Origin of the sequence: Cyclobacterium jeungdonense, from assembly GCF_010994275.1 — a bacterium.
GTDB classification, from domain to species: Bacteria; Bacteroidota; Bacteroidia; order Cytophagales; family Cyclobacteriaceae; genus Cyclobacterium; species Cyclobacterium jeungdonense.
Genome location: NZ_WMCD01000008.1, coordinates 241,625 through 259,429, shown reverse-complemented (window position 1 = coordinate 259,429; position 17,805 = coordinate 241,625). Strand labels below are relative to the sequence as shown.

Genomic DNA, 17,805 nt, shown 5'->3' with positions numbered 1-17,805 from the left:
CATTTACAATTGCTATGAAAACTATAAAAATATTTCTCGTTTTATTGATTATTTTATTACAAACCGGATGTAGCGATGAATTTTTAAATACAGAACCCTTGACTGAAAAAACGGAACCTTTCTTTTTTAAAACACAACAAGATGCTTACCAAGCTCTCATAGGCTGTTATGCAGGTTTTCTGGATTACGATAACACATCCTATTCTTGGTGGGCAGAATACACCACTGCTGAAATTTTGGGCGATGACGGAGTGGCAGGTTCTGCTATTGGGATAAATTTGGAGGCTGATGCAGTAGACCGTTTTGATATAAATGTCAACCCTTCATCATTAAATATATATAAGGCTCATTATAATGCTGCTTGGGTTGCAATCAACCGAATCAATACTTTATTGAGTAAATTAGATTTAATTGATTGGACGGATATGAGTGGCGGTGAAAACTTAACCAGAGAAATGGCCGAAGGAGAAGCAAAGGTATTAAGGGCCTACATCTATTTCTGCATGGTTCGTCGTCATGGCAATATTCCATTAATCACTGAAAACACTGAAAACCCTGCGAATGAGCCACAAGCTGATCCAAGTTTGATATACGTTCAGATTTTGCAGGATTTGGAAGATGCAGCAAATTTATTAAATAAGGGGGGATATTCTCCAGAAACTTCTACTGGTAGAATGTCTGAATGGGCTGCAAAAGCTTTGGCAGCGCGTGTTTATTTGTTTGCCACCGGATATTATGGTAAAACCGGTCAGGAAATTCCTCTAGGCATTGGCAAAGGATCAGTGGATAAAATGGGGTTAATATCGAAAATTAATGAAGTCTTATCAGAAAATGAGATAAAAGGATATCTAACGGACATCATTAATAATGGAGGGTTCTCCTTGATTCCTAATTTCCAATCCTTGTGGATAACAGGATCAGTAGAGGCACAGAGACTCGATCCCAATTTCCCAGGCTATGTGGGGGAAAATAATCCCGAAGTAATCATGTCAATGAAAACCACTTATCTCAATGGAAATCATAATGGCTTTTCAAAATGGATAGGACCTAGACAGGTGAATTCTGATATTGTATATGGTACTGGTTGGGGAATCGGGCTTCCACTTGCAAAAGGATGGGATTTGTTTGACCCCAATGATACTCGTAGAAGCGCTTCTTTGTTGAATCTTCTTCTTGAAAGAGGAGAGGAAGGTTACAATTTATGGAGTACAAAGGATCAGCGCTCCTTTACCGGCTTTTATTATAAAAAATACATTCCCCTTAATGCTGAACCTGGATTACAAGATGGTACGCGTAGAGGTGGAGGGGGGTGGCCGAATTCTTGGTACCAAGACTATATTCTTATTAGGTATGCGGATGTCTTGTTGATGGCTGCAGAAATGGGTATTGATGCCCAGGCAAATCTTGATGCCGTCCGCGTTCGTGCTTACGGACAATCGTATGTCGATGCTAATCCATTAACCCCTACTTACGAAAATATAATGCATGAACGCCATTTAGAGTTCTTTGGTGAAGGGATCCGTTACTTTGATGTATTAAGGCAAGGGGTTGAGGAAGCTGCGCAAATTCTTACTATTCCAGCACCAGGAATAGTAGTTAAAGACGGGCCTAATATATATGGGAGCACTAATATCATCGTAGATGGGGAAAATGTTCAAAAAACTTCTGGATTGCAGCAAATTCCATGGGATGAAATAAATCTTTCGGATGGCCTTCTTATTCAGAATGTTGGTTGGGAAAGATAAATTTGATTTAGAATATCATATTGAATTTTAAGTTCAAAATTCCCAACTGGTGCTTCTTAAAAAACTAGTAAATATTTAGTTCAACTTAAAAATATACCTTATGGCTATTAAAATTGGATGCTTTGCCCTTATTAACCCATTCCAAACTTTAGATAAGCAGGTTAAACAAATAAAAGAATGGGGCTTTAATTATGCTGATATCACTGACAATGCTGATGGGGCATGTTTGGGCTCTCATTTCGGCTTCAATGCCGTGGCAAGCCTTGACGCAAATGCTTTTGATTTAAAACGGTTATTTGAATCCAATGGCATAACCATCACCAGCGTTTGTGCCCATGCTACTTTGTTAGATCCTTCGGCTCCATGGCGCTATGGTACCTCCCAAATTGTGAAGGCTATAAGAATGGCAGCTTCTATTGGTGTGAAACATGTAATTACTACCGAGGGAGATACCCATACAGAGTTCGGAAAGAGTCTAACAACGGACGAGGGTATATTTTTAATGCGTGAAAAGCTTCATGAACCTTTGCGAATGGCCCAGGATTATGGGGTGAAGATCTTATTGGAACCTCATGGGCACCTTACTGATTCTGTGTCTACCATGGAAAAAATTATTGATGCCTGTAATTCCGATGCCTTGGGGATCAATCTTGATACCGGAAACATGTGGTTAGGCGGAGGAGATCCAGTTGAAATGATTCATAAGCTAGGGAGTAAAATTGAGCATGTACACTGGAAAGATCTTCCTGAGGAATATATGGAGGAAAGAGGAAAAATTTTCGGTTGCGGCATGGCTCTAATTCCATTAGGTAAAGGTGTAGTAGGTATAGAGAATATTTATGAAGAACTCGTCAAAGCTGGATTCGATGGCTATTCAACCCTAGAGGTTGCTGGAGAGGAGGCAGTGCTAGAAAGTTATAATTATTTGAAAGCTTTAGGAGCTGAATAATTCAATCTGAAAAAGCAGCTGACTGGTTGGTCGGCTGCCTTTATATACTTTAACCCATATGGATCTATTACATCGTAACTTGTTTTTATCGACATTAGTGCTTATAACCGCCATATTCTCTTGCAAACAAGAAAGTGAGAGAGAAAAACACATTTTAATTTTCTCCAAAACGGTTGAATTCCGGCACGCCTCCATTGAAAATGGAAGGGAAATGTTTTTAAAATTGGAAGCTGAAAAACGGTTTAAGGTAGATACTACTGAGGACGCAGCTTTTTTTAATGATGATTCGTTGCAAAAATATAGTGCAATAGTATTCCTTAGTACTACAGGGGACATCTTAGACCATGCTCAACAGGCGGCTTTGCAGCGATATGTACAAGCTGGCGGTGGTTTTTTGGGGGTCCATGGGGCCAGCGGAGCAGAATACACTTGGCCGTGGTATGGTAAATTGTTAGGTGCACGCTTTGAAAGTCATCCATCTGAGATTCAAACAGGAGATATTTATGTAACTGAAAAAGATCACCCAGCCAACAGGGACCTTCCTTTTCCATGGGAGCATACAGAGGAGTGGTATAATTTCGAATCCATAAGTCCTGATATTAAAATTTTAGCGAAGGTAAACGAAAGTTCCTTCCAGGGAGGAAAACACGGCGACAACCACCCAATTTTTTGGTGTCAGGAATTCGAAGGAGGAAGATCTTTTTACACTGCCTTGGGACATAGGCCAGAAGCATACAGAGACAGTACTTTTATATCCCATATTTTAGCTGGATTGGATTATGTAATAGGAGACAATTCACCTTTAGATTATGGAAAGGCCACGATTTTGCCAGCCCCAGAAGAAGTGCAGTTTCACAGGAACATTTTATTGGACAGCTCTTATGTGGAGGAGCCAATGGAGCTGGCGGTTGCTAAGGATGGTCGTATTTTTTATATTGAAAGGAAGGGTAGAATACGGGTTTACAATCAAAAGACGAAAGAGGTAAAGGTTGTCGGAACTATTCCAGTTTATCATCGTTACGAGGACGGCCTATTGGGCCTTACCCTTGATCCTGATTTTGAAGATAACAAATGGATTTATGTTTTTTATTCAGCCCCTAATAATGCATTCAACTATCACCTTTCCCGTTTTACCTTAAATGGAGAAGAGTTAATAAACTTTGAGTCGGAAAAAATACTTCTCAAAATTCACGAGGAGTATTCGGTAAGCAATCATACTGGTGGATCATTGTCTTTTGGTCCTGAAGGAAATCTTTTTATTGCCACTGGAGATAACACTAACCCATTTGGAGACTCAAAAGGTTACGCTCCAATAGATGAGCGGCCGGGAAGAATAGATTTTGATGCTCAACGCTCATCGGGGAATACTAAAGATTTGAGAGGAAAGATTTTAAGAATCCATCCAGAAAAGGATGGCAGTTATACCATACCTGAGGGTAATCTTTTTAAGGATAGTAGTCAAGGTAGTCCAGAAATCTATGTAATGGGTACACGAAATTCTTTCCGTATATCCGTCGATCCGAAAAATTCATGGCTGTATTGGGGGGATGTAGGACCAGATGCCGGTAAGGACAGCATTCAGGGGCCACGTGGGTATGATGAAATAAATCAGGCTCGGGAAGCAGGCAATTTTGGATGGCCATACTTTGTTGGAAATAACCTTCCCTACGCCCACATAAATTTTAGTAATGGAAAAATTGGTAAAATCTTCGATGTTCAGGCACCAATTAATAATTCCCCACGAAATACGGGAGCTAAAATATTACCCCCGGCCAAAGGGGCTTTTATTTATTATCCTTATGTTAGAACTGAGCAGTTTCCTCTTTTGGGACAAGGTGGTCGAACAGCTATGGCTGGCCCTGTATATCATTTCGATCCTGACCTAAAATCTAATATTAAGTTACCTGAATATTATGACTCAAGCCTTTTTATCTATGATTGGATTCGAAATTGGATCATGGTTGTGAGAATGGATAATCAAGGCAATTATTCAGCTATGGAACCTTTTATGCCTTCCACTGATTTTGAAAAAATTATTGACATGGAATTGGGGCCTGATGGGGCTTTGTATATATTGGAATATGGAAAAGTTTGGTATGCCCCAAATACAAACGCGAGGCTTAGTCGGCTGGAATTCAATGAGACACTTCCGGAGGTTTATTCTGAAAATTTGGAAAAAAACAAGTTAGAAAAAAAAGTAATTCCCAATAATTCAGAGCAGGTTAATATAAATGAAAAGTCGGGAAATTTTCTAATTTCAAAAAGTGATTGCAAAGCTTGTCATGCAGTTGACCAAAAATTAGTAGGCCCTTCCTATATAGAAATTGCGATACGTTATAAACCAGAACCTGATATTATAGATATGTTGGCCGATAAAATAATTAATGGTGGTGCAGGTGTGTGGGGTGAAAACCTTATGAGTGCGCATCCACAGCACACAAAAGAAGAGGCTAAAGAAATGGTAAAGTATATTCTAAGCTTAAAAAGCAATTTGCCCGAGATAAAGAAATAAACGATGAAGTTCAGATTATCTAAAATTATTTCTCCTGGATAGATTTTAGAATGATTTGTCATTTCCAAGATACAATAACCAAATGCAAACAAAAATCCCAAAATACAGAGAATTGGATAAAATCTATCACCCAGATTCTTGCGATCCATTAATAAAGGCTTTTAAAAATGGGAAAATAAAGTTTGCCGGCCTTAAAAGGTTTAATTATCCAGGTGAAGAGCTTCCAGACAGGGTGTTGCCAGGGGTCAACAGCCTGGGTTTTTGGGATGCAAAAATTAGACAAACCTGGGGACTAGGATGGCATCGAAACGAAGGGATTGAATTCACCTTTTTGTCTTCAGGACATTTAGATTTTTCCTTGGGCAAGAAGGAATATTTCTTAAAATCAGGAGATTTAACCATAACCAGGCCCTGGCAGCCACATAAAGTAGGAAATCCAAATGTGGAAATAGGTAAATTGTACTGGTTGATTATTGATGTTGGGGTTAGGCAACCCCATCAAAATTGGGAATGGCCTGATTGGGTAATGCTTGCGCAAGAAGACTTGAATATGCTTACAAAAATTTTAAGACAAAATGAAAAAGCTGTTTGGATGGCAGATAACAAAATTCACCAATGCTTTCAAAAAATCGGGGCCTGTCTAGAGGAGTCAAAATATAAAATACCTCATTCTAAACTTAATTTATTAATCAACGAGCTATTATTGTTGGTACTTGAAATGTTTAACAATGAAAAAGAAGAAATAAAGTTGGATGGTACCTTGACCGATAATCTCCGAACGGCAGAGTTGTTTTTTGAGGATTTAAAGAATGATTATGATCGCCCCTGGACATTAGAGACAATGGCTGTTCATTGTGGACTGGGAATTACCAGTTTGACAAAATATAGTAAACAGTTGACGAATCTACCGCCTATTAATTATTTAAATAGTATTAGATTAGAGGCAGCTGCTGAATTGTTAAGAAATGATAATGATAAAAACATAGCTGATATATGTTATGAATGTGGATTTTCCAGCAGTCAGTATTTTGCAACTGCTTTTAGGAAAATGTATAAATGCACTCCCAAAGAATTCAGGTTGATGGTATGGGAAACGGAAAGATAAAAGCTTATCATATAAGTTGGGCTACCGTTTCCATTCCAATCTTTTTCCTCCTGCACTGCCTGCCCAAAAAAAGGATTTCCATTGCTATCCCTTAGCCAAATTTCAGGAGAGAAGTTAAATAGGTACCCCTATTATTTGTAAATTGAATGCTTACCATAAACCGGAAACCATGTGTGGCAGATATTCCGAAAAAAATGACCTAAAGAAAATTGAGGACCAAATGAAATTGAGGTTGTCCGAAAAGGCCAAAAACTGGAAGCCATCCTTCAATATTGCTCCTTCACAATTGGCCCCGGTAGTAACATCTGATGAACCTGATCTGATGGATGTCTTTCATTTCGGTTTGGTGCCACACTGGGCGAAGGACAAAAAGGTTGGATATAAAATGATCAATGCCCGCTCGGAAACCCTGCTTGAAAAACCCTCCTTTAAACCCCTTGTGGTAAATAATAAAAGGTGCCTGGTCCTTGCTGACAGTTTTTTTGAATGGAAAAAGGAGGGCAAGGAAAAGCAGCCATTTCGGATTTTACTTGCCGATCGTGAGGTCTTTTTTTTCGCCGGGCTTTGGTCGAGTTGGAAGGATCCTGATGGGGAAATTTATAATTCATACTCCATAATCACCACCTCCCCGAATAAATTGATGGAAAAAATCCATGACCGAATGCCAGTGATTTTGACAAGGGAAGAGGAAAAATTATGGTTGGATCCCGATCAAAACCCCAAAGATTTGTTAAAATTGTTGAACGCTTACCCTGCTGATTCCATGGAGGCATATGAAATCGAGCATGACGCAAGCAACAAAAAGTGGAATGATTATAATCCATGCGAGATTCAATGTGACCATTAAGAAACAATTAAAAACACATTAAATATCCAAGGAGGTCAACAAACCCGGAAACAATCACCCTGGTATTCTGGATCCGGTTTCGGAATAGAAAAATTAGGCCTCTATGCACTTATAGACAGTTTTTCTATAGAAGCTGGATGGGGTATTCCTATTTCACCTTTTCATACTTTCCGTGGTAACTTCAAATTTCATAATCTTTAATAGCCGTTCGTCCTTGTCCCTCAAATTCCCCTGTTCTCTACAGCTGGATAAACCCTTTTAGTGCTAAAGACCATTACTTGATTCCTTTTTATTCCAGCTTTTCCAATACCATGATCGATCCTGTTCCCGGTTGTGAATTATGATCCATGCAAAGATAGGGGCAGCGGTACACCCGCCAAGGATACGCTTCGCCCGACAAAAAAAATAGGGATTTCCGGAGGAAGCCTTCCACCATTTTTTTGCCCGGCCCTTGGCTTGGGTGCCCCTGGCAGCCCCCGTTCTCTTGGGCATAATCAAATTTCAAACCTTTAACAGTTAAAGTCATGTCACAATTTAAAAAAACTTACATCGGCAAAGGAACCCAGGTAAAGGACCTAAACATCATCAGGGTATCCATCTCCAAAGAAACATTGGAGGAAGTTCTAAAAGACCATATGGTCGACTACGACGGCAAGGAATACCTGGTATTTGAAGTCGCCTCCCTGAAAGAGCCGGATCAATATGGGAAAACCCATACGGCCTATATCAGCAAAAAAGTAGTTGCACCGAAAGGGGGGAGGTCTAAGAAATCGAAACCTTGACAAAGAGCCCTCCGGGGCTTTTCTTTCTTTTCAGACCATATTTATGATATTTCATTGAAACGTAGGCTTAAAATACTTGCTCTTGCTATGCCTAACATGTGGCTTTATCTTTTTAATTTTATTTTCAAAATGAAGAAAATGCTTGAAGATCTGCAAAAGCACCTGAATAGATTAATGAATGGCCAAAATAACCGGCCTGTCCCTGAATTTGAAGGGTATTCACCGGCAGAAATGCATTCGATTTTGCACTTTACTTTTGAACCAAGCAGTCCAATTAGTTTGCAGAAATTGGATGCTGCCGATTACAGAAAAATACCATTATTAAATCAGGTTAAATACCTCGCTACATTAATAGAGGATAAGGGTGAGCTCAAATTGACAAAATTGGGATTCCTTCCGTTGAATGTGGTGGCTGATATCTATGATCTAGGCCTAATTAAGGACAAATATTTTGAACTACGATCAGCTAAACAACTTCGGGAAGCAGATGTACCTGCTATTACTTTATCAAGGATATTGCTTATCATCTCGGGACTGGTAAAAAAACGGTCAAATAAACTGAGTTTGACCAAGCAGGGACAAAAAATCATACAAAATGACGATGCGCTAACCCGATTGATCATAAGAACCTACGGGGAAAAGTTCAATTGGGCCTTTTTTGATGGGTTTGGAGAAAACGGTATCGGCCAAATTGGTTTTGGGTTTTCCCTCATCCTATTAAGCAGATACGGCCATGAATGGCAAAGGAACAGCTTTTATGGCCAAAAATATTTTAAGGCATTTCCGGATTTGCTAAATGTCCCCGATCCCCCATATAGCAACCGAATTGTTGATTGTGAAAATTGTTTTTCCTATCGTGTTTTTGAAAATTTTATGAGATACTTTGGTTTGGTAGAGGTAAAATACGAGGGCGAGCTTTGGAAGAACAACCTTTCCGTTTTAAAAACAGATCTCTTTGATAAACTGATCAGCGTTGAAATGCCTAAGCAAGTGTAATTTAACCATGCAATTTAAAATATCTTTTTTGAGAACTGTTTAATGAGTTTAGTTGGGCTTTTTCGCTTCACCGGTGGAATCGGGTTACCGCTTAGCTTCCGTTCAGGTATTTTTCTCTGCACCATCTCCAAAAAAGGGATTTTATCGTTATCCCTATGCTTTTAACTATTCCCAATTCGGACAATAATTCTTCGGTCAGATGATTACAAAGCTAAAATTTTAAAAAAAATGTAGGTTTCCTAATTAAAGCCCTATTTTAGCCATCTAGCTTTGTTTTTTAAAGTGAGGAATAAAAATATTTACTATTCAAAATAATTATTTTATGGAATTAAGAAAAGAACTTGACAGCTTTATTAAGGACTTTTACGGCTACGGTAATCTTAAAAGTGATATCTGGTTCATTGGCATGGAAGAAGGGGGTGGTGCTACCCTGGAGGAAATAAAGTCAAGGCTAGAAGTATGGAAAGCAATGGGGGCTGGAAAGGTAGTAGATGCATATGATTTCCACCATAGGATAACGGATGATAAGGGAAAGAATTTCGATTTTTTGTTCAGAGATGGCAACCCCGCTGTTCAAAGAACCTGGCAAGGTTTGATTAAACTCTTGCTGTCCTACAAAGCTGAGACTTATTCAGCGGAAAAAATCAAAGAAAAGCAAAGTAAGGGTTGGGGACGCCTTAAATCAGATAATTGTATGCTGGAGCTATTCCCTCTGCCCTCCCCAAATGCCAATGATTTTAATTATACTGAATGGCTTGGTGATGAAAACTTCACCAGGAAGAATTATAAAAAAGAAAATGAAAATCGCAGGATACAGGGACTTCAAGAGCTCATTAAAGTAAACCAACCAAAAATGGTTGTGTTTTATGGGAAAGCTTATGGCGATAAGTATAAAGCCATCGCGGGTCTTGACGGAAGTGATTTGCTGGAATTAAAAATTACTTCAGAAAAGACGGCCAAAGTTTTTGTAGGCTCCCCAACCTCCTATGTTTTTATTCCCCATCCAACGGCGCACGGCATGTCAGATGAATATTATCAGCAATTAGGAAGAGCATTAAAAGAGAAGGTATGATAAAAATGATTCTTTACAATTTCAGTTGAATTGGTATTTTTAGAGCCTTGGAACACGAGTTTGATGTAGTTTGCTCTATGAAAAGATGAGAACAGTGGTCCATCTACCAAGGGTACGCATCGCAAGATCAAAAAATAGGGTTTCCTGAGGAAGTTTTCTAACTTTTTTAAAAATACCGTGGGGGAAATCCAAAAAGACCATATAGCCGGCTGTTACGGCAAGAAATACCTGGTATTTGAAGTTACCTCACTGAAAGAGCCGGAGCAATGTGGGAAAACCCATGCGGCCTATATCAGCAAAAACGTAGTTGCTCCGAAAGGAGGGGGGGTGAAAAAATCGAAACCCTGAAAAAAAGACCTCAAGCGGATTTTTAGCATCAGGAGCATGGATAAGTGGCCTATACCTATTTCTGTTAAGTGGGATACACCAGAAGCAGAAATTACCTTTTAAAGGTTCATTATTGGTGGAGTTTGTTAAACAGAGAAAAAGGTTGCTGGTGAAGAAAAACCGAATTTTAATGTTTAAATTATTGACGGTATAATGTTAATATAATAAACAATGAAAGATATCTCCCTGATCGTAATGCAATTGAAAAACCGGCAGGTTCAGATTGAACGGAAGATCAACCAGCTGATAGACCAGAACCTGGATCCCTTTCCCTTTGAAAGATTGGAAAAGGGAAAACAGCTAAATGAATTGATTCAAAAAATCCTGCAAGCCATCGAAGGGGATGATTTGATTCTGGCCGGTATGCATATTAAAGAATTGGAAATTGAAGGCTTGAAACTGGACCTTTGATGTTATAGCCGCTTTTGGGGTATTGAAAGAAAAATATTACTGGACCCGATTATTAGTGACCTCTTTGTTCCAGTTTCCTCATAAGCTCCTCGTTTCTGCGCTCCAGCTCCCTGATCTTTCTGTCGGAATTGTATTCGTTGGGTTTAGATAGGGAATAGATAAACCAAACCCACACCGTAATGGCCACTATCAGACCTGGCCATTCGTTCTCGCTGCCCAGGGCACCGAACATGGCTACCATGCCAATAAAGGAAACGAGGATTAGTTTGATGAGAAATTTCATGGCTTCAATAGTTAAAAATAATACCTTAATTTAATCAAATTCTCGGTAAATTAAAAGTGATTTAGTTGGAAATGTGTATATAAATATCTTTATATCAATGTATTAGAATTATTTGTTGCACAAGGATAGTTAATTATTTTGTATTAAATTTGAATTTTGTAGTGCATTTAAAGAAACGACATGATTACAGTTCAACATAGATTTTTAGACCACCAAATAAATCCAAAAGTAGAAACGCTGATAATCGGAACCTTTAATCCAGAAACAGCGGACAATGATGCTGAATTTTTCTATGGTAGAACCAGAAACTATTTGTGGAGACTCCTTCCAACAGCTTTTGGCAAGGCAGACTTAAAAGGTGCTTCTAAGCAGGAAAAATTAGATTTTATTAAGCAACATAAAATTGACCTTACTGACCTGATTGAAGAAATTAAAGTTGAAGAAGGTCAAGAAGCCAATTACTATGATGGCTACATCGACAACAAAGTAACTCGATGGAAAGACATCATAGCACTTATTGACACTCTTCCAAACCTGAAAAGGGTTTGCTTTACAAGAAAAACTTTCTCTGATATACCGAACATGAAAAGGCAGCTTTTAAACATCCAAAAGTATTGTGAAAACAAAGGGATTGCTTTCAAGGCTTTAACCACTCCAGCCAGATTTTACCGAGAAGACAAACAAACTGAATGGACAAGATTTTTATTAGATGGTCACAGGTAAAGAAACAGATACGGTATATTTTTCAGAAAATCTGCAGGATGACAAGAGATTTACAAAGACCTGCAATACTTTAATTGGACTTCTTGAAAAGCATTCAATAAAGTATGATTTGTTAAAAGCCACAAAAGACATTTGGTGCAGAGACTACATGCCAATTCAGATTGAAAAGGGAAAGTTTTTACAATTCCGTTATGAACCCTCTTACCTAAAAAACGAGTTAGAACTTCAATTAAATCCAAAAGAAGTTTGTAGAGCCAACAACCTGGACCCTCAATTTTCCAAAATCAACCTTGACGGTGGAAATGTCGTGAATTGGTCAGATAGAGCAATTATTACTGACCGAATTTTTGACGAGAACCCAGAATATTTAAATAAAAACCGCTTGATTGGAGATATTGAAAAACTTCTTGAAGTCGAAATAATCGTTATTCCACAAATTAAATCTGATATGACAGGTCATGCAGATGGGATGGTTCGATTCGTTGACAAAAATACACTACTTGGAAACGACCGAGAACAAGAATATAAATATTGGAAGGACGGAATTAACAAAGTCCTAAAAGAGAAAGGAATTGACTATATCGATATTCCATTTCTTGACCACAAAGAAAAAACTTACCCTGACCATGCAATTGGGTGCTATGTAAACTACTTGGAAGTCCATGACCTGATTATACTGCCAATATTTGAAACAGAAAAAAACAAAGACCAAGAAGTTTACAACAAGTTCAAGGAGATTTTTCCAGACAGGAAAATTGAGACGATTAATTGCTATGAAATCGGACTTCATGGCGGTCTATTGAACTGTTCAACGTGGACGATAAAAGACTGAAAATGAATAAAAACGCACAATAAAATTGTATTAGGGTAATGGGGGCTGAACTGCTAAAATTGAGCATTGCTCCTAAGAAACTGACCGTAGGGCGGGCAGTGAATTGCTCCGAAATCCCTCACTATGCTTATACTTGACTGGAAAGTGGAGTCCTCCCAAAATAATTACCATAAAGGTAGTGACAAGAATAGGAGAGCGCTTTGCACTTCCGCCTTGTAGATTACAAGAAATCCGGGCTGAGAGCTGGCAAAGGTAGAAGCATGTCTGACGAGGGGTTTTGGAATGACATACCCTCTTTATTAAATATCCTTCATCCAAAACCCAGAGGGGTTTGCTTCTGTGAGCGAAGTGTACGGATTTTAGCCAAAAGATACACAATAGCGCGTGTCCGCCGTGGCGGAGCGGGGTTTCCCTGAGTTATCAGGACAGGTTGATTACTTTTTGATCCCGACTCGCTTCGCTGCCCGGGACATGCTCTGCAGCAAAAAGTAATAAACATAGGAAATATCCAGAAGCGAGGTAGTATAAAAAAACACCAACCTTCACTCAGACAATATTAAAATCTTTGTTGATAGTGCCAAAGTAATAATCTTGGACGTAAGGATCAGGGGAGGTGAGAGAGTGGGATTAACGCCATTTTTACCATTGGAGATAAAGGGGAAGCTAAAGTTCTTAAATAAATTGGGATAGGGGAGGGGATGTATACCAAAGGAGGTATAAATTTTAGGAAAATAATAAATGGCAAAAAAAGCTTTGCCTCTTAACGAATTGTATATGGGCAAGACAAAAATTGTTATAATTCGCCCCTGAATTCGCCCCTGACTAAAAAATAAAAACCCTAACCTATTATATTTCAAGTAGTTAGGGTTTTATTCAGCAGAGGAGGAGGGATTCGAACCCCCGGAACCTCGCGGTTCAACGGTTTTCAAGACCGCCGCAATCGACCACTCTGCCACTCCTCTAATTTTTAAATAACCTGTTCCGACTCGTAAACATTATCCATCGGTTTCTGTTCTCCCTGATCAATTTATCAGGTTTCGGTCTGCAAAGGTAGGTCATATTCTAGCTTTTACAAATAATTGCCGCTGAAAAAATAGCTGAATCAGTTATTTTTTTCTTTTTTCAACAAGACCTTTTCCGGCCGCTTTTTGCTTCCTGCCTTGTCCAAACTCACATTGATCTCAAAACCAATCAAGACCAAAATGGAAGTGATCCATAACCAAAACATGACCGCGATCATGGTACCAATCGAACCGTATAATTTATTATAACTGTTAAAATTGTTTAAATAGAAAGTGAAAAGGAAAAATCCCAGCGTAATCAAAAAGCCGGCTACCACCGAGCCGGTAGAAAAAAACTTCCACTTGTCATGCACCGCAGGAGCAAAACGGAAAATATAGGCCGTAGCTATCATAAATAGCGTGAGCAACACGAAAAATCGGAAAAAAGCAAGGGAATAGTAATAAATGCTGTTGCTTACAAATTCGAATTCCGAAATACGCAACAACAATTCACTGCCTACCAACATCACCAAAACGGCACCGCAAATGCTTAATACCAAAACAAATACAATACTTACAGCAATCAACCGAGTGCGGAAAAAGCTCCTGTATTCTTTGGTCCGGTATACAGCATTAAAGGCATTCATCATGGATATCACTCCATTGGTGGATAGGTACAAGGCCAGGAAGAAGCCCAGCGACAATAAACTCTGCCTGGGTTTACTGACAATATCCATAATGGTTGGAGCCGCTTCATCGTAAATATTATCAGGCAAAATATCGCGGACAAACAATAAAATGTTTGCAGTCGTCACTTCTGGAAAAAAGAACTGAATAAAAGGAATGGTATTTAGTAAAAATAGAAGCAAAGGAAACATGGCCACGGTAAAATTAAATGCCATAGCACTGGCCCTTTCGAAAACATCGTCTTTTCGGAGATGGTGAAAAAAGATTTTCCCTACATCGTAAAGATTCTGATCCGGATTGCCAAAATGGATCGGCCTGAGTTTTAAGGCTTGCACGTGTAGCCCCTCCAGAAATCCATTGATCCGCTTTTTCACGAGTTGTTTTTAACTGAAGTTTCAAAATAAGGGCGCATCATTTCTACCAGTTTTTCCGGGGGGCGACAAGGTCGGTGCGTATCTGTTTTGAGAAATGTCAGGAGAGTTTCCCCGGTATGGATCAATACCTGCTGCTCGTTGAAAATTTCGTAGTGAAACCGGATGCGTACTCCCGGAATCTCCCTGATGCTGGTACGGATGGTCAGTTCTTCATCGTATTTTCCCGGCAAGATAAACCGACTCTGGTTTTCCAACACAGGCATCATGATACCATTTTCTTCCATTTCTTTGTAAGAAAACCCAATACTCCTCAACGCTTCCACCCGAGCTACCTCGTAGTAAGTGGCGTAGTTGCCATAGTACACGTAGCCCATTTGATCCGTTTCTGCATACCTAACTCGGAGCTGATGGTCTTTTGTAAACATTATCGGTAGATTTTTGAAGCATTTAAAGCGTTTTGATACCGCCGGGCATTGTTAAGATGCTCTCGAAGGGTCCTCGCAAAGGCATGATAACCCGAGAAATCTTCCTTGGCACAAAAATACAAATAATTGTGCTCCTGGTAATTAAGCACCGCTTCCAGGGAGCTGATTTCCGGAAGATTAATTGGGCCAGGAGGAAGACCAGCATATTTGTACGTGTTGTAAGGACTTTCCACTTCCTTGTGGACGTTTAATACCCGTTTGATGCTGAAGTCACCCAAGGCAAATAGCAATGTGGGGTCGGCCTGCAAGGGCATGTTCCGCTCCAGTCGATTAATGTATACCCCTGCTACCACCGGTCTTTCGTCGGCTTTGTTGGTCTCTGCCTGCACAATGGAGGCCAATGTGGATACCTGCAGTGGACTCATTTGCAGTTGTTCAGCTTTGGCTTTACGCTCATCAGTCCAAAATCGATTGTATTCCCGATACATGCGATCAAATAGCTCTACAGGAGCCTGGTTCCAGTACACCTCATAAGTATTGGGTATAAACATAGACATGACGGATAAGGTGTCAAAACCGTATTTTTCCAGAAAAGCACCGTCCTCCAGCAGGGATAAAAAATCATTTTGATCCATTTCGAGATTGGAGGTGATCTTTTCGGCCAGCTCCTTCGGGAGGCGGATGTTGTTAAACGTAATGTTTACGGGTGTTTGCATCCCCGAACGCAACAAAGTTATCAGTTCCCGGTTCGACATCTTTGGTTGAATGGTATACCTGCCAGGTTTCACAGCTTCGGTATAGTTCATCACCTTAGCGACAAAGCTAAAAGTAATGATTTCATTGACGATGCCCTTTGCTATCAGGCTATCCCGCACTTCGTCGAATGAGCTTCCAGTAGGAATGGTGAATATTTCCGGGTTGTCACGATCTACCAATGTATTTGGCGAAAAAAAAGCCTGGTAAAAATAAAAACTTAGCGAGGTCAGTAAAACAGAAAATGCCACTAACCCCACCAGTAGGTATTTCTTTTTTTTGTCTGTAAGCATGCGATCCTTTGCTTGACCTGCTGGCATAGCGTCCTTTTAGCGTGCAGGTCCTGTTTTCAATGTTTTAGACAAATATACTATTAAAACAGGGACTTGGTTTTCTGGACAAATAAAATCCAGATAAAAACACAGCTGTGCTTTCATATTGAAGATTAATTGTTTTATTTTATTGTTTGGCATCGGGAAAAAGTTGCCGGGAGGGCTTTTTAATTATCGATTATGGCTGCGGCATTTATCAAACTTTATCCAGAAAATCCGGACCCCAGAAGGGTAAACCAAATAGTGGAGGTCCTGAGACAGGGAGGAATAATTATTTATCCTACGGATACCATTTACGGTATGGGATGCGATATTTTCAACCAGAAAGCGATAGAAAGGATCTGTTTGATCAAAGGAGTTAAACCCAAAAAGCAAAATTTTTCGTTTATATGCTATGATCTCAGCAATATTGCTGAATATACCCGGGCGCTTAGCACTCCTGTATTCAAAATGATGAAAAAGGCACTTCCCGGTCCTTTTACATTTATTTTGGACGCCAACAATAAAGTGCCCAAAATGTTGAATAACAAAAAGAAAACCGTGGGTATTCGCGTCCCAGATCACAGCATTCCCCGGACATTGGTAAAGGAGCTGGGGCAACCTATCCTCACCACCTCCATTCGTGACGAGGATGATGTGATTGAATACAGTACCGATCCAGAGTTAATCTATGAAAAGTACAAAGATTTGGTAGATCTGGTCATTGATGGAGGATACGGTAATAATGTGGCATCTACAGTCATTGATTGTACCGGTGATCAAATAGAAGTAGTGCGGGAAGGTTTGGGGGAAATTAGTGAAATCCTCTGAGGAATATGGCGTTTCTTTTGTGAGAAGCCTTTCTTAGTCCTAACTTTAAGGAAATCGAGTTGAATGAATCAGGAGTCTCCCGAAGTCGTCACAGATGCCTTGTATTTACCGCCCCTTTCCTATTTTGTTGCGATAGGAGATAGCCGGAAAATTATTCTTCCCGGTGGGGACTTGATGAGAAGGCAGTCATTTGTAAATAAAACGGTGGTTTTGTTGGCAAATAAAACGGAGGTGCTCAGTGTACCGGTGCATGGTGTCAGGAAAAAACAGCCGATCAGGGATGTCAGAATCGATTACCAGCAAAAGTGGTTGAATGTTCACTTAAAAGGAATACAGAGCGCTTATGGAAAGTCTCCTTTTTTTGAGTATTTTTATTCTGACTTGGAGCGTGTATATTTACGAAAGCATCCGTATTTATTGGATTTAAATCGGGAACTACTGACACTTTGTCTCACATTTCTGAGATGGGATGTCATATTGGAGGTAAGTGAAAAACAGGTGGAAGAATTCTCCTATCGCGATATTCGGGGCCTGATTCACCCTAAAAGACTGAAAGAGAGAGGAAACGTCTATGCCCCTTACCCTTATCAGCAAATATTTGGCGCAGACTTTGTACCTGATTTGTCTATTGTGGATTTGTTTTTCTGTGAAGGTCCCGGTGCCAACCGCATTTTGAACTTGTCAGAAAAAAGTAATTGAACAATATGCAAAAGTATTGTGTTTTTAACACAAATTCAATAACATTAATCAACGATTTGAAATAATACCATAAGAAAGGA

At 39.5% G+C, this 17,805-nt stretch carries 18 protein-coding genes and 1 tRNA gene; 14 read left to right on the top strand and 5 right to left on the bottom strand.

Annotated elements, in window-relative coordinates:
• Window positions 1–14 precede the first annotated feature (14 nt).
• The 10 genes from GKS34_RS16630 to GKS34_RS16585 all read left to right on the top strand — a co-directional run bounded on the left by GKS34_RS16630 (window position 15) and on the right by GKS34_RS16585 (window position 10,806).
• A complete protein-coding gene (locus tag GKS34_RS16630) occupies window positions 15–1,745 on the top strand; it encodes a RagB/SusD family nutrient uptake outer membrane protein (protein WP_163386099.1) in 1,731 nt (576 codons plus the stop codon).
• A gap of 100 nt (window positions 1,746–1,845) precedes the next feature.
• The gene (locus GKS34_RS16625; protein WP_205602091.1) at window positions 1,846–2,694 is read left to right on the top strand and encodes a sugar phosphate isomerase/epimerase family protein; all 849 of its coding nucleotides are present in this window, start codon (window positions 1,846–1,848) and stop codon (window positions 2,692–2,694) included.
• A gap of 58 nt (window positions 2,695–2,752) precedes the next feature.
• Complete coding sequence (locus tag GKS34_RS16620) at window positions 2,753–5,206, top strand: ThuA domain-containing protein (RefSeq protein ID WP_163386098.1); 2,454 nt, start codon at window positions 2,753–2,755, stop codon at window positions 5,204–5,206.
• Window positions 5,207–5,288: 82 nt separating this feature from the next.
• Complete coding sequence (locus GKS34_RS16615; protein ID WP_163386097.1) at window positions 5,289–6,311, top strand: AraC family transcriptional regulator; 1,023 nt, start codon at window positions 5,289–5,291, stop codon at window positions 6,309–6,311.
• Window positions 6,312–6,480: 169 nt separating this feature from the next.
• On the top strand, window positions 6,481–7,158 hold the full coding sequence (locus GKS34_RS16610) for an SOS response-associated peptidase (protein ID WP_163386096.1): 678 nt from the start codon (window positions 6,481–6,483) through the stop codon (window positions 7,156–7,158).
• Window positions 7,159–7,682: 524 nt separating this feature from the next.
• On the top strand, window positions 7,683–7,940 hold the full coding sequence (locus GKS34_RS16605) for a hypothetical protein (protein ID WP_163386095.1): 258 nt from the start codon (window positions 7,683–7,685) through the stop codon (window positions 7,938–7,940).
• Between the two features lie 129 nt (window positions 7,941–8,069).
• Window positions 8,070–8,936, top strand: a complete 867-nt coding sequence (locus GKS34_RS16600; protein ID WP_163386094.1) for a hypothetical protein — start codon at window positions 8,070–8,072, stop codon at window positions 8,934–8,936.
• A 322-nt stretch (window positions 8,937–9,258) separates the two neighbouring features.
• Window positions 9,259–10,008, top strand: a complete 750-nt coding sequence (locus GKS34_RS16595) for a hypothetical protein (protein ID WP_163386093.1) — start codon at window positions 9,259–9,261, stop codon at window positions 10,006–10,008.
• 177 nt (window positions 10,009–10,185) lie between these two features.
• Window positions 10,186–10,356 (top strand): hypothetical protein, encoded by a 171-nt coding sequence (locus GKS34_RS16590; RefSeq protein ID WP_163386092.1) that lies wholly within the window; start codon window positions 10,186–10,188, stop codon window positions 10,354–10,356.
• A 210-nt stretch (window positions 10,357–10,566) separates the two neighbouring features.
• On the top strand, window positions 10,567–10,806 hold the full coding sequence (locus tag GKS34_RS16585; RefSeq protein ID WP_163380139.1) for a hypothetical protein: 240 nt from the start codon (window positions 10,567–10,569) through the stop codon (window positions 10,804–10,806).
• A 52-nt stretch (window positions 10,807–10,858) separates the two neighbouring features.
• On the opposite strand, the gene GKS34_RS16580 is transcribed toward GKS34_RS16585, so the two are convergent.
• Entirely contained in the window at window positions 10,859–11,089 is a 231-nt protein-coding gene (locus GKS34_RS16580) for a hypothetical protein (RefSeq protein ID WP_163386091.1), read from the bottom strand.
• 180 nt (window positions 11,090–11,269) lie between these two features.
• Between GKS34_RS16580 and GKS34_RS16575 the strand changes: the two genes are divergently transcribed.
• Both GKS34_RS16575 and GKS34_RS16570 read left to right on the top strand, forming a co-directional pair.
• Window positions 11,270–11,812 (top strand): uracil-DNA glycosylase family protein, encoded by a 543-nt coding sequence (locus GKS34_RS16575; RefSeq protein WP_163386090.1) that lies wholly within the window; start codon window positions 11,270–11,272, stop codon window positions 11,810–11,812.
• Window positions 11,799–12,644 (top strand): agmatine deiminase family protein, encoded by an 846-nt coding sequence (locus GKS34_RS16570; protein ID WP_163386089.1) that lies wholly within the window; start codon window positions 11,799–11,801, stop codon window positions 12,642–12,644. The genes GKS34_RS16575 and GKS34_RS16570 overlap by 14 nt, the downstream gene beginning before the upstream one ends.
• An 877-nt stretch (window positions 12,645–13,521) precedes the next feature.
• On the opposite strand, the gene GKS34_RS16565 is transcribed toward GKS34_RS16570, so the two are convergent.
• From GKS34_RS16565 to mltG, 4 genes are all read right to left on the bottom strand, one after another.
• Window positions 13,522–13,606, bottom strand: a tRNA-Ser gene (locus tag GKS34_RS16565).
• Window positions 13,607–13,746: 140 nt separating this feature from the next.
• Window positions 13,747–14,706, bottom strand: a complete 960-nt coding sequence (locus tag GKS34_RS16560; protein ID WP_163386088.1) for a YihY/virulence factor BrkB family protein — start codon at window positions 14,704–14,706, stop codon at window positions 13,747–13,749.
• Window positions 14,703–15,131, bottom strand: coding sequence for an acyl-CoA thioesterase (locus tag GKS34_RS16555; protein WP_163386087.1), 429 nt, complete (start codon window positions 15,129–15,131; stop codon window positions 14,703–14,705). The genes GKS34_RS16560 and GKS34_RS16555 overlap by 4 nt, the downstream gene beginning before the upstream one ends.
• Window positions 15,131–16,177, bottom strand: coding sequence for an endolytic transglycosylase MltG (gene mltG, locus GKS34_RS16550; RefSeq protein ID WP_163386086.1), 1,047 nt, complete (start codon window positions 16,175–16,177; stop codon window positions 15,131–15,133). Before mltG ends, GKS34_RS16555 begins: the two co-directional genes overlap by 1 nt.
• Window positions 16,178–16,396: 219 nt before the next feature.
• Here mltG and GKS34_RS16545 point away from each other — a divergent pair, with 219 nt between their 5' ends.
• Window positions 16,397–17,026, top strand: coding sequence for an L-threonylcarbamoyladenylate synthase (locus GKS34_RS16545; protein ID WP_163386085.1), 630 nt, complete (start codon window positions 16,397–16,399; stop codon window positions 17,024–17,026).
• A gap of 63 nt (window positions 17,027–17,089) precedes the next feature.
• Window positions 17,090–17,725, top strand: coding sequence for a WbqC family protein (locus tag GKS34_RS16540; protein ID WP_163386084.1), 636 nt, complete (start codon window positions 17,090–17,092; stop codon window positions 17,723–17,725).
• Window positions 17,726–17,805: the final 80 nt, after the last annotated feature.

Bases quoted from the DNA above. Each gene is read 5' to 3' on its own strand.
- GKS34_RS16615 (WP_163386097.1), top strand. From the start codon at position 5,289: ATGCAAACAAAAATCCCAAAATACAGAGAATTGGATAAAATCTATCAC.
- GKS34_RS16620 (WP_163386098.1), top strand. From the start codon at position 2,753: ATGGATCTATTACATCGTAACTTGTTTTTATCGACATTAGTGCTTATA.
- GKS34_RS16605 (WP_163386095.1), top strand. From the start codon at position 7,683: ATGTCACAATTTAAAAAAACTTACATCGGCAAAGGAACCCAGGTAAAG.
- GKS34_RS16570 (WP_163386089.1), top strand. From the start codon at position 11,799: ATGGTCACAGGTAAAGAAACAGATACGGTATATTTTTCAGAAAATCTG.
- GKS34_RS16575 (WP_163386090.1), top strand. From the start codon at position 11,270: ATGATTACAGTTCAACATAGATTTTTAGACCACCAAATAAATCCAAAA.
- GKS34_RS16580 (WP_163386091.1), bottom strand. From the start codon at position 11,089: ATGAAATTTCTCATCAAACTAATCCTCGTTTCCTTTATTGGCATGGTA.
- GKS34_RS16600 (WP_163386094.1), top strand. From the start codon at position 8,070: ATGAAGAAAATGCTTGAAGATCTGCAAAAGCACCTGAATAGATTAATG.
- GKS34_RS16610 (WP_163386096.1), top strand. From the start codon at position 6,481: ATGTGTGGCAGATATTCCGAAAAAAATGACCTAAAGAAAATTGAGGAC.
- GKS34_RS16545 (WP_163386085.1), top strand. From the start codon at position 16,397: ATGGCTGCGGCATTTATCAAACTTTATCCAGAAAATCCGGACCCCAGA.
- GKS34_RS16585 (WP_163380139.1), top strand. From the start codon at position 10,567: ATGAAAGATATCTCCCTGATCGTAATGCAATTGAAAAACCGGCAGGTT.
- GKS34_RS16540 (WP_163386084.1), top strand. From the start codon at position 17,090: ATGAATCAGGAGTCTCCCGAAGTCGTCACAGATGCCTTGTATTTACCG.
- GKS34_RS16595 (WP_163386093.1), top strand. From the start codon at position 9,259: ATGGAATTAAGAAAAGAACTTGACAGCTTTATTAAGGACTTTTACGGC.
- mltG (WP_163386086.1), bottom strand. From the start codon at position 16,177: ATGCTTACAGACAAAAAAAAGAAATACCTACTGGTGGGGTTAGTGGCA.
- GKS34_RS16555 (WP_163386087.1), bottom strand. From the start codon at position 15,131: ATGTTTACAAAAGACCATCAGCTCCGAGTTAGGTATGCAGAAACGGAT.
- GKS34_RS16625 (WP_205602091.1), top strand. From the start codon at position 1,846: ATGGCTATTAAAATTGGATGCTTTGCCCTTATTAACCCATTCCAAACT.
- GKS34_RS16630 (WP_163386099.1), top strand. From the start codon at position 15: ATGAAAACTATAAAAATATTTCTCGTTTTATTGATTATTTTATTACAA.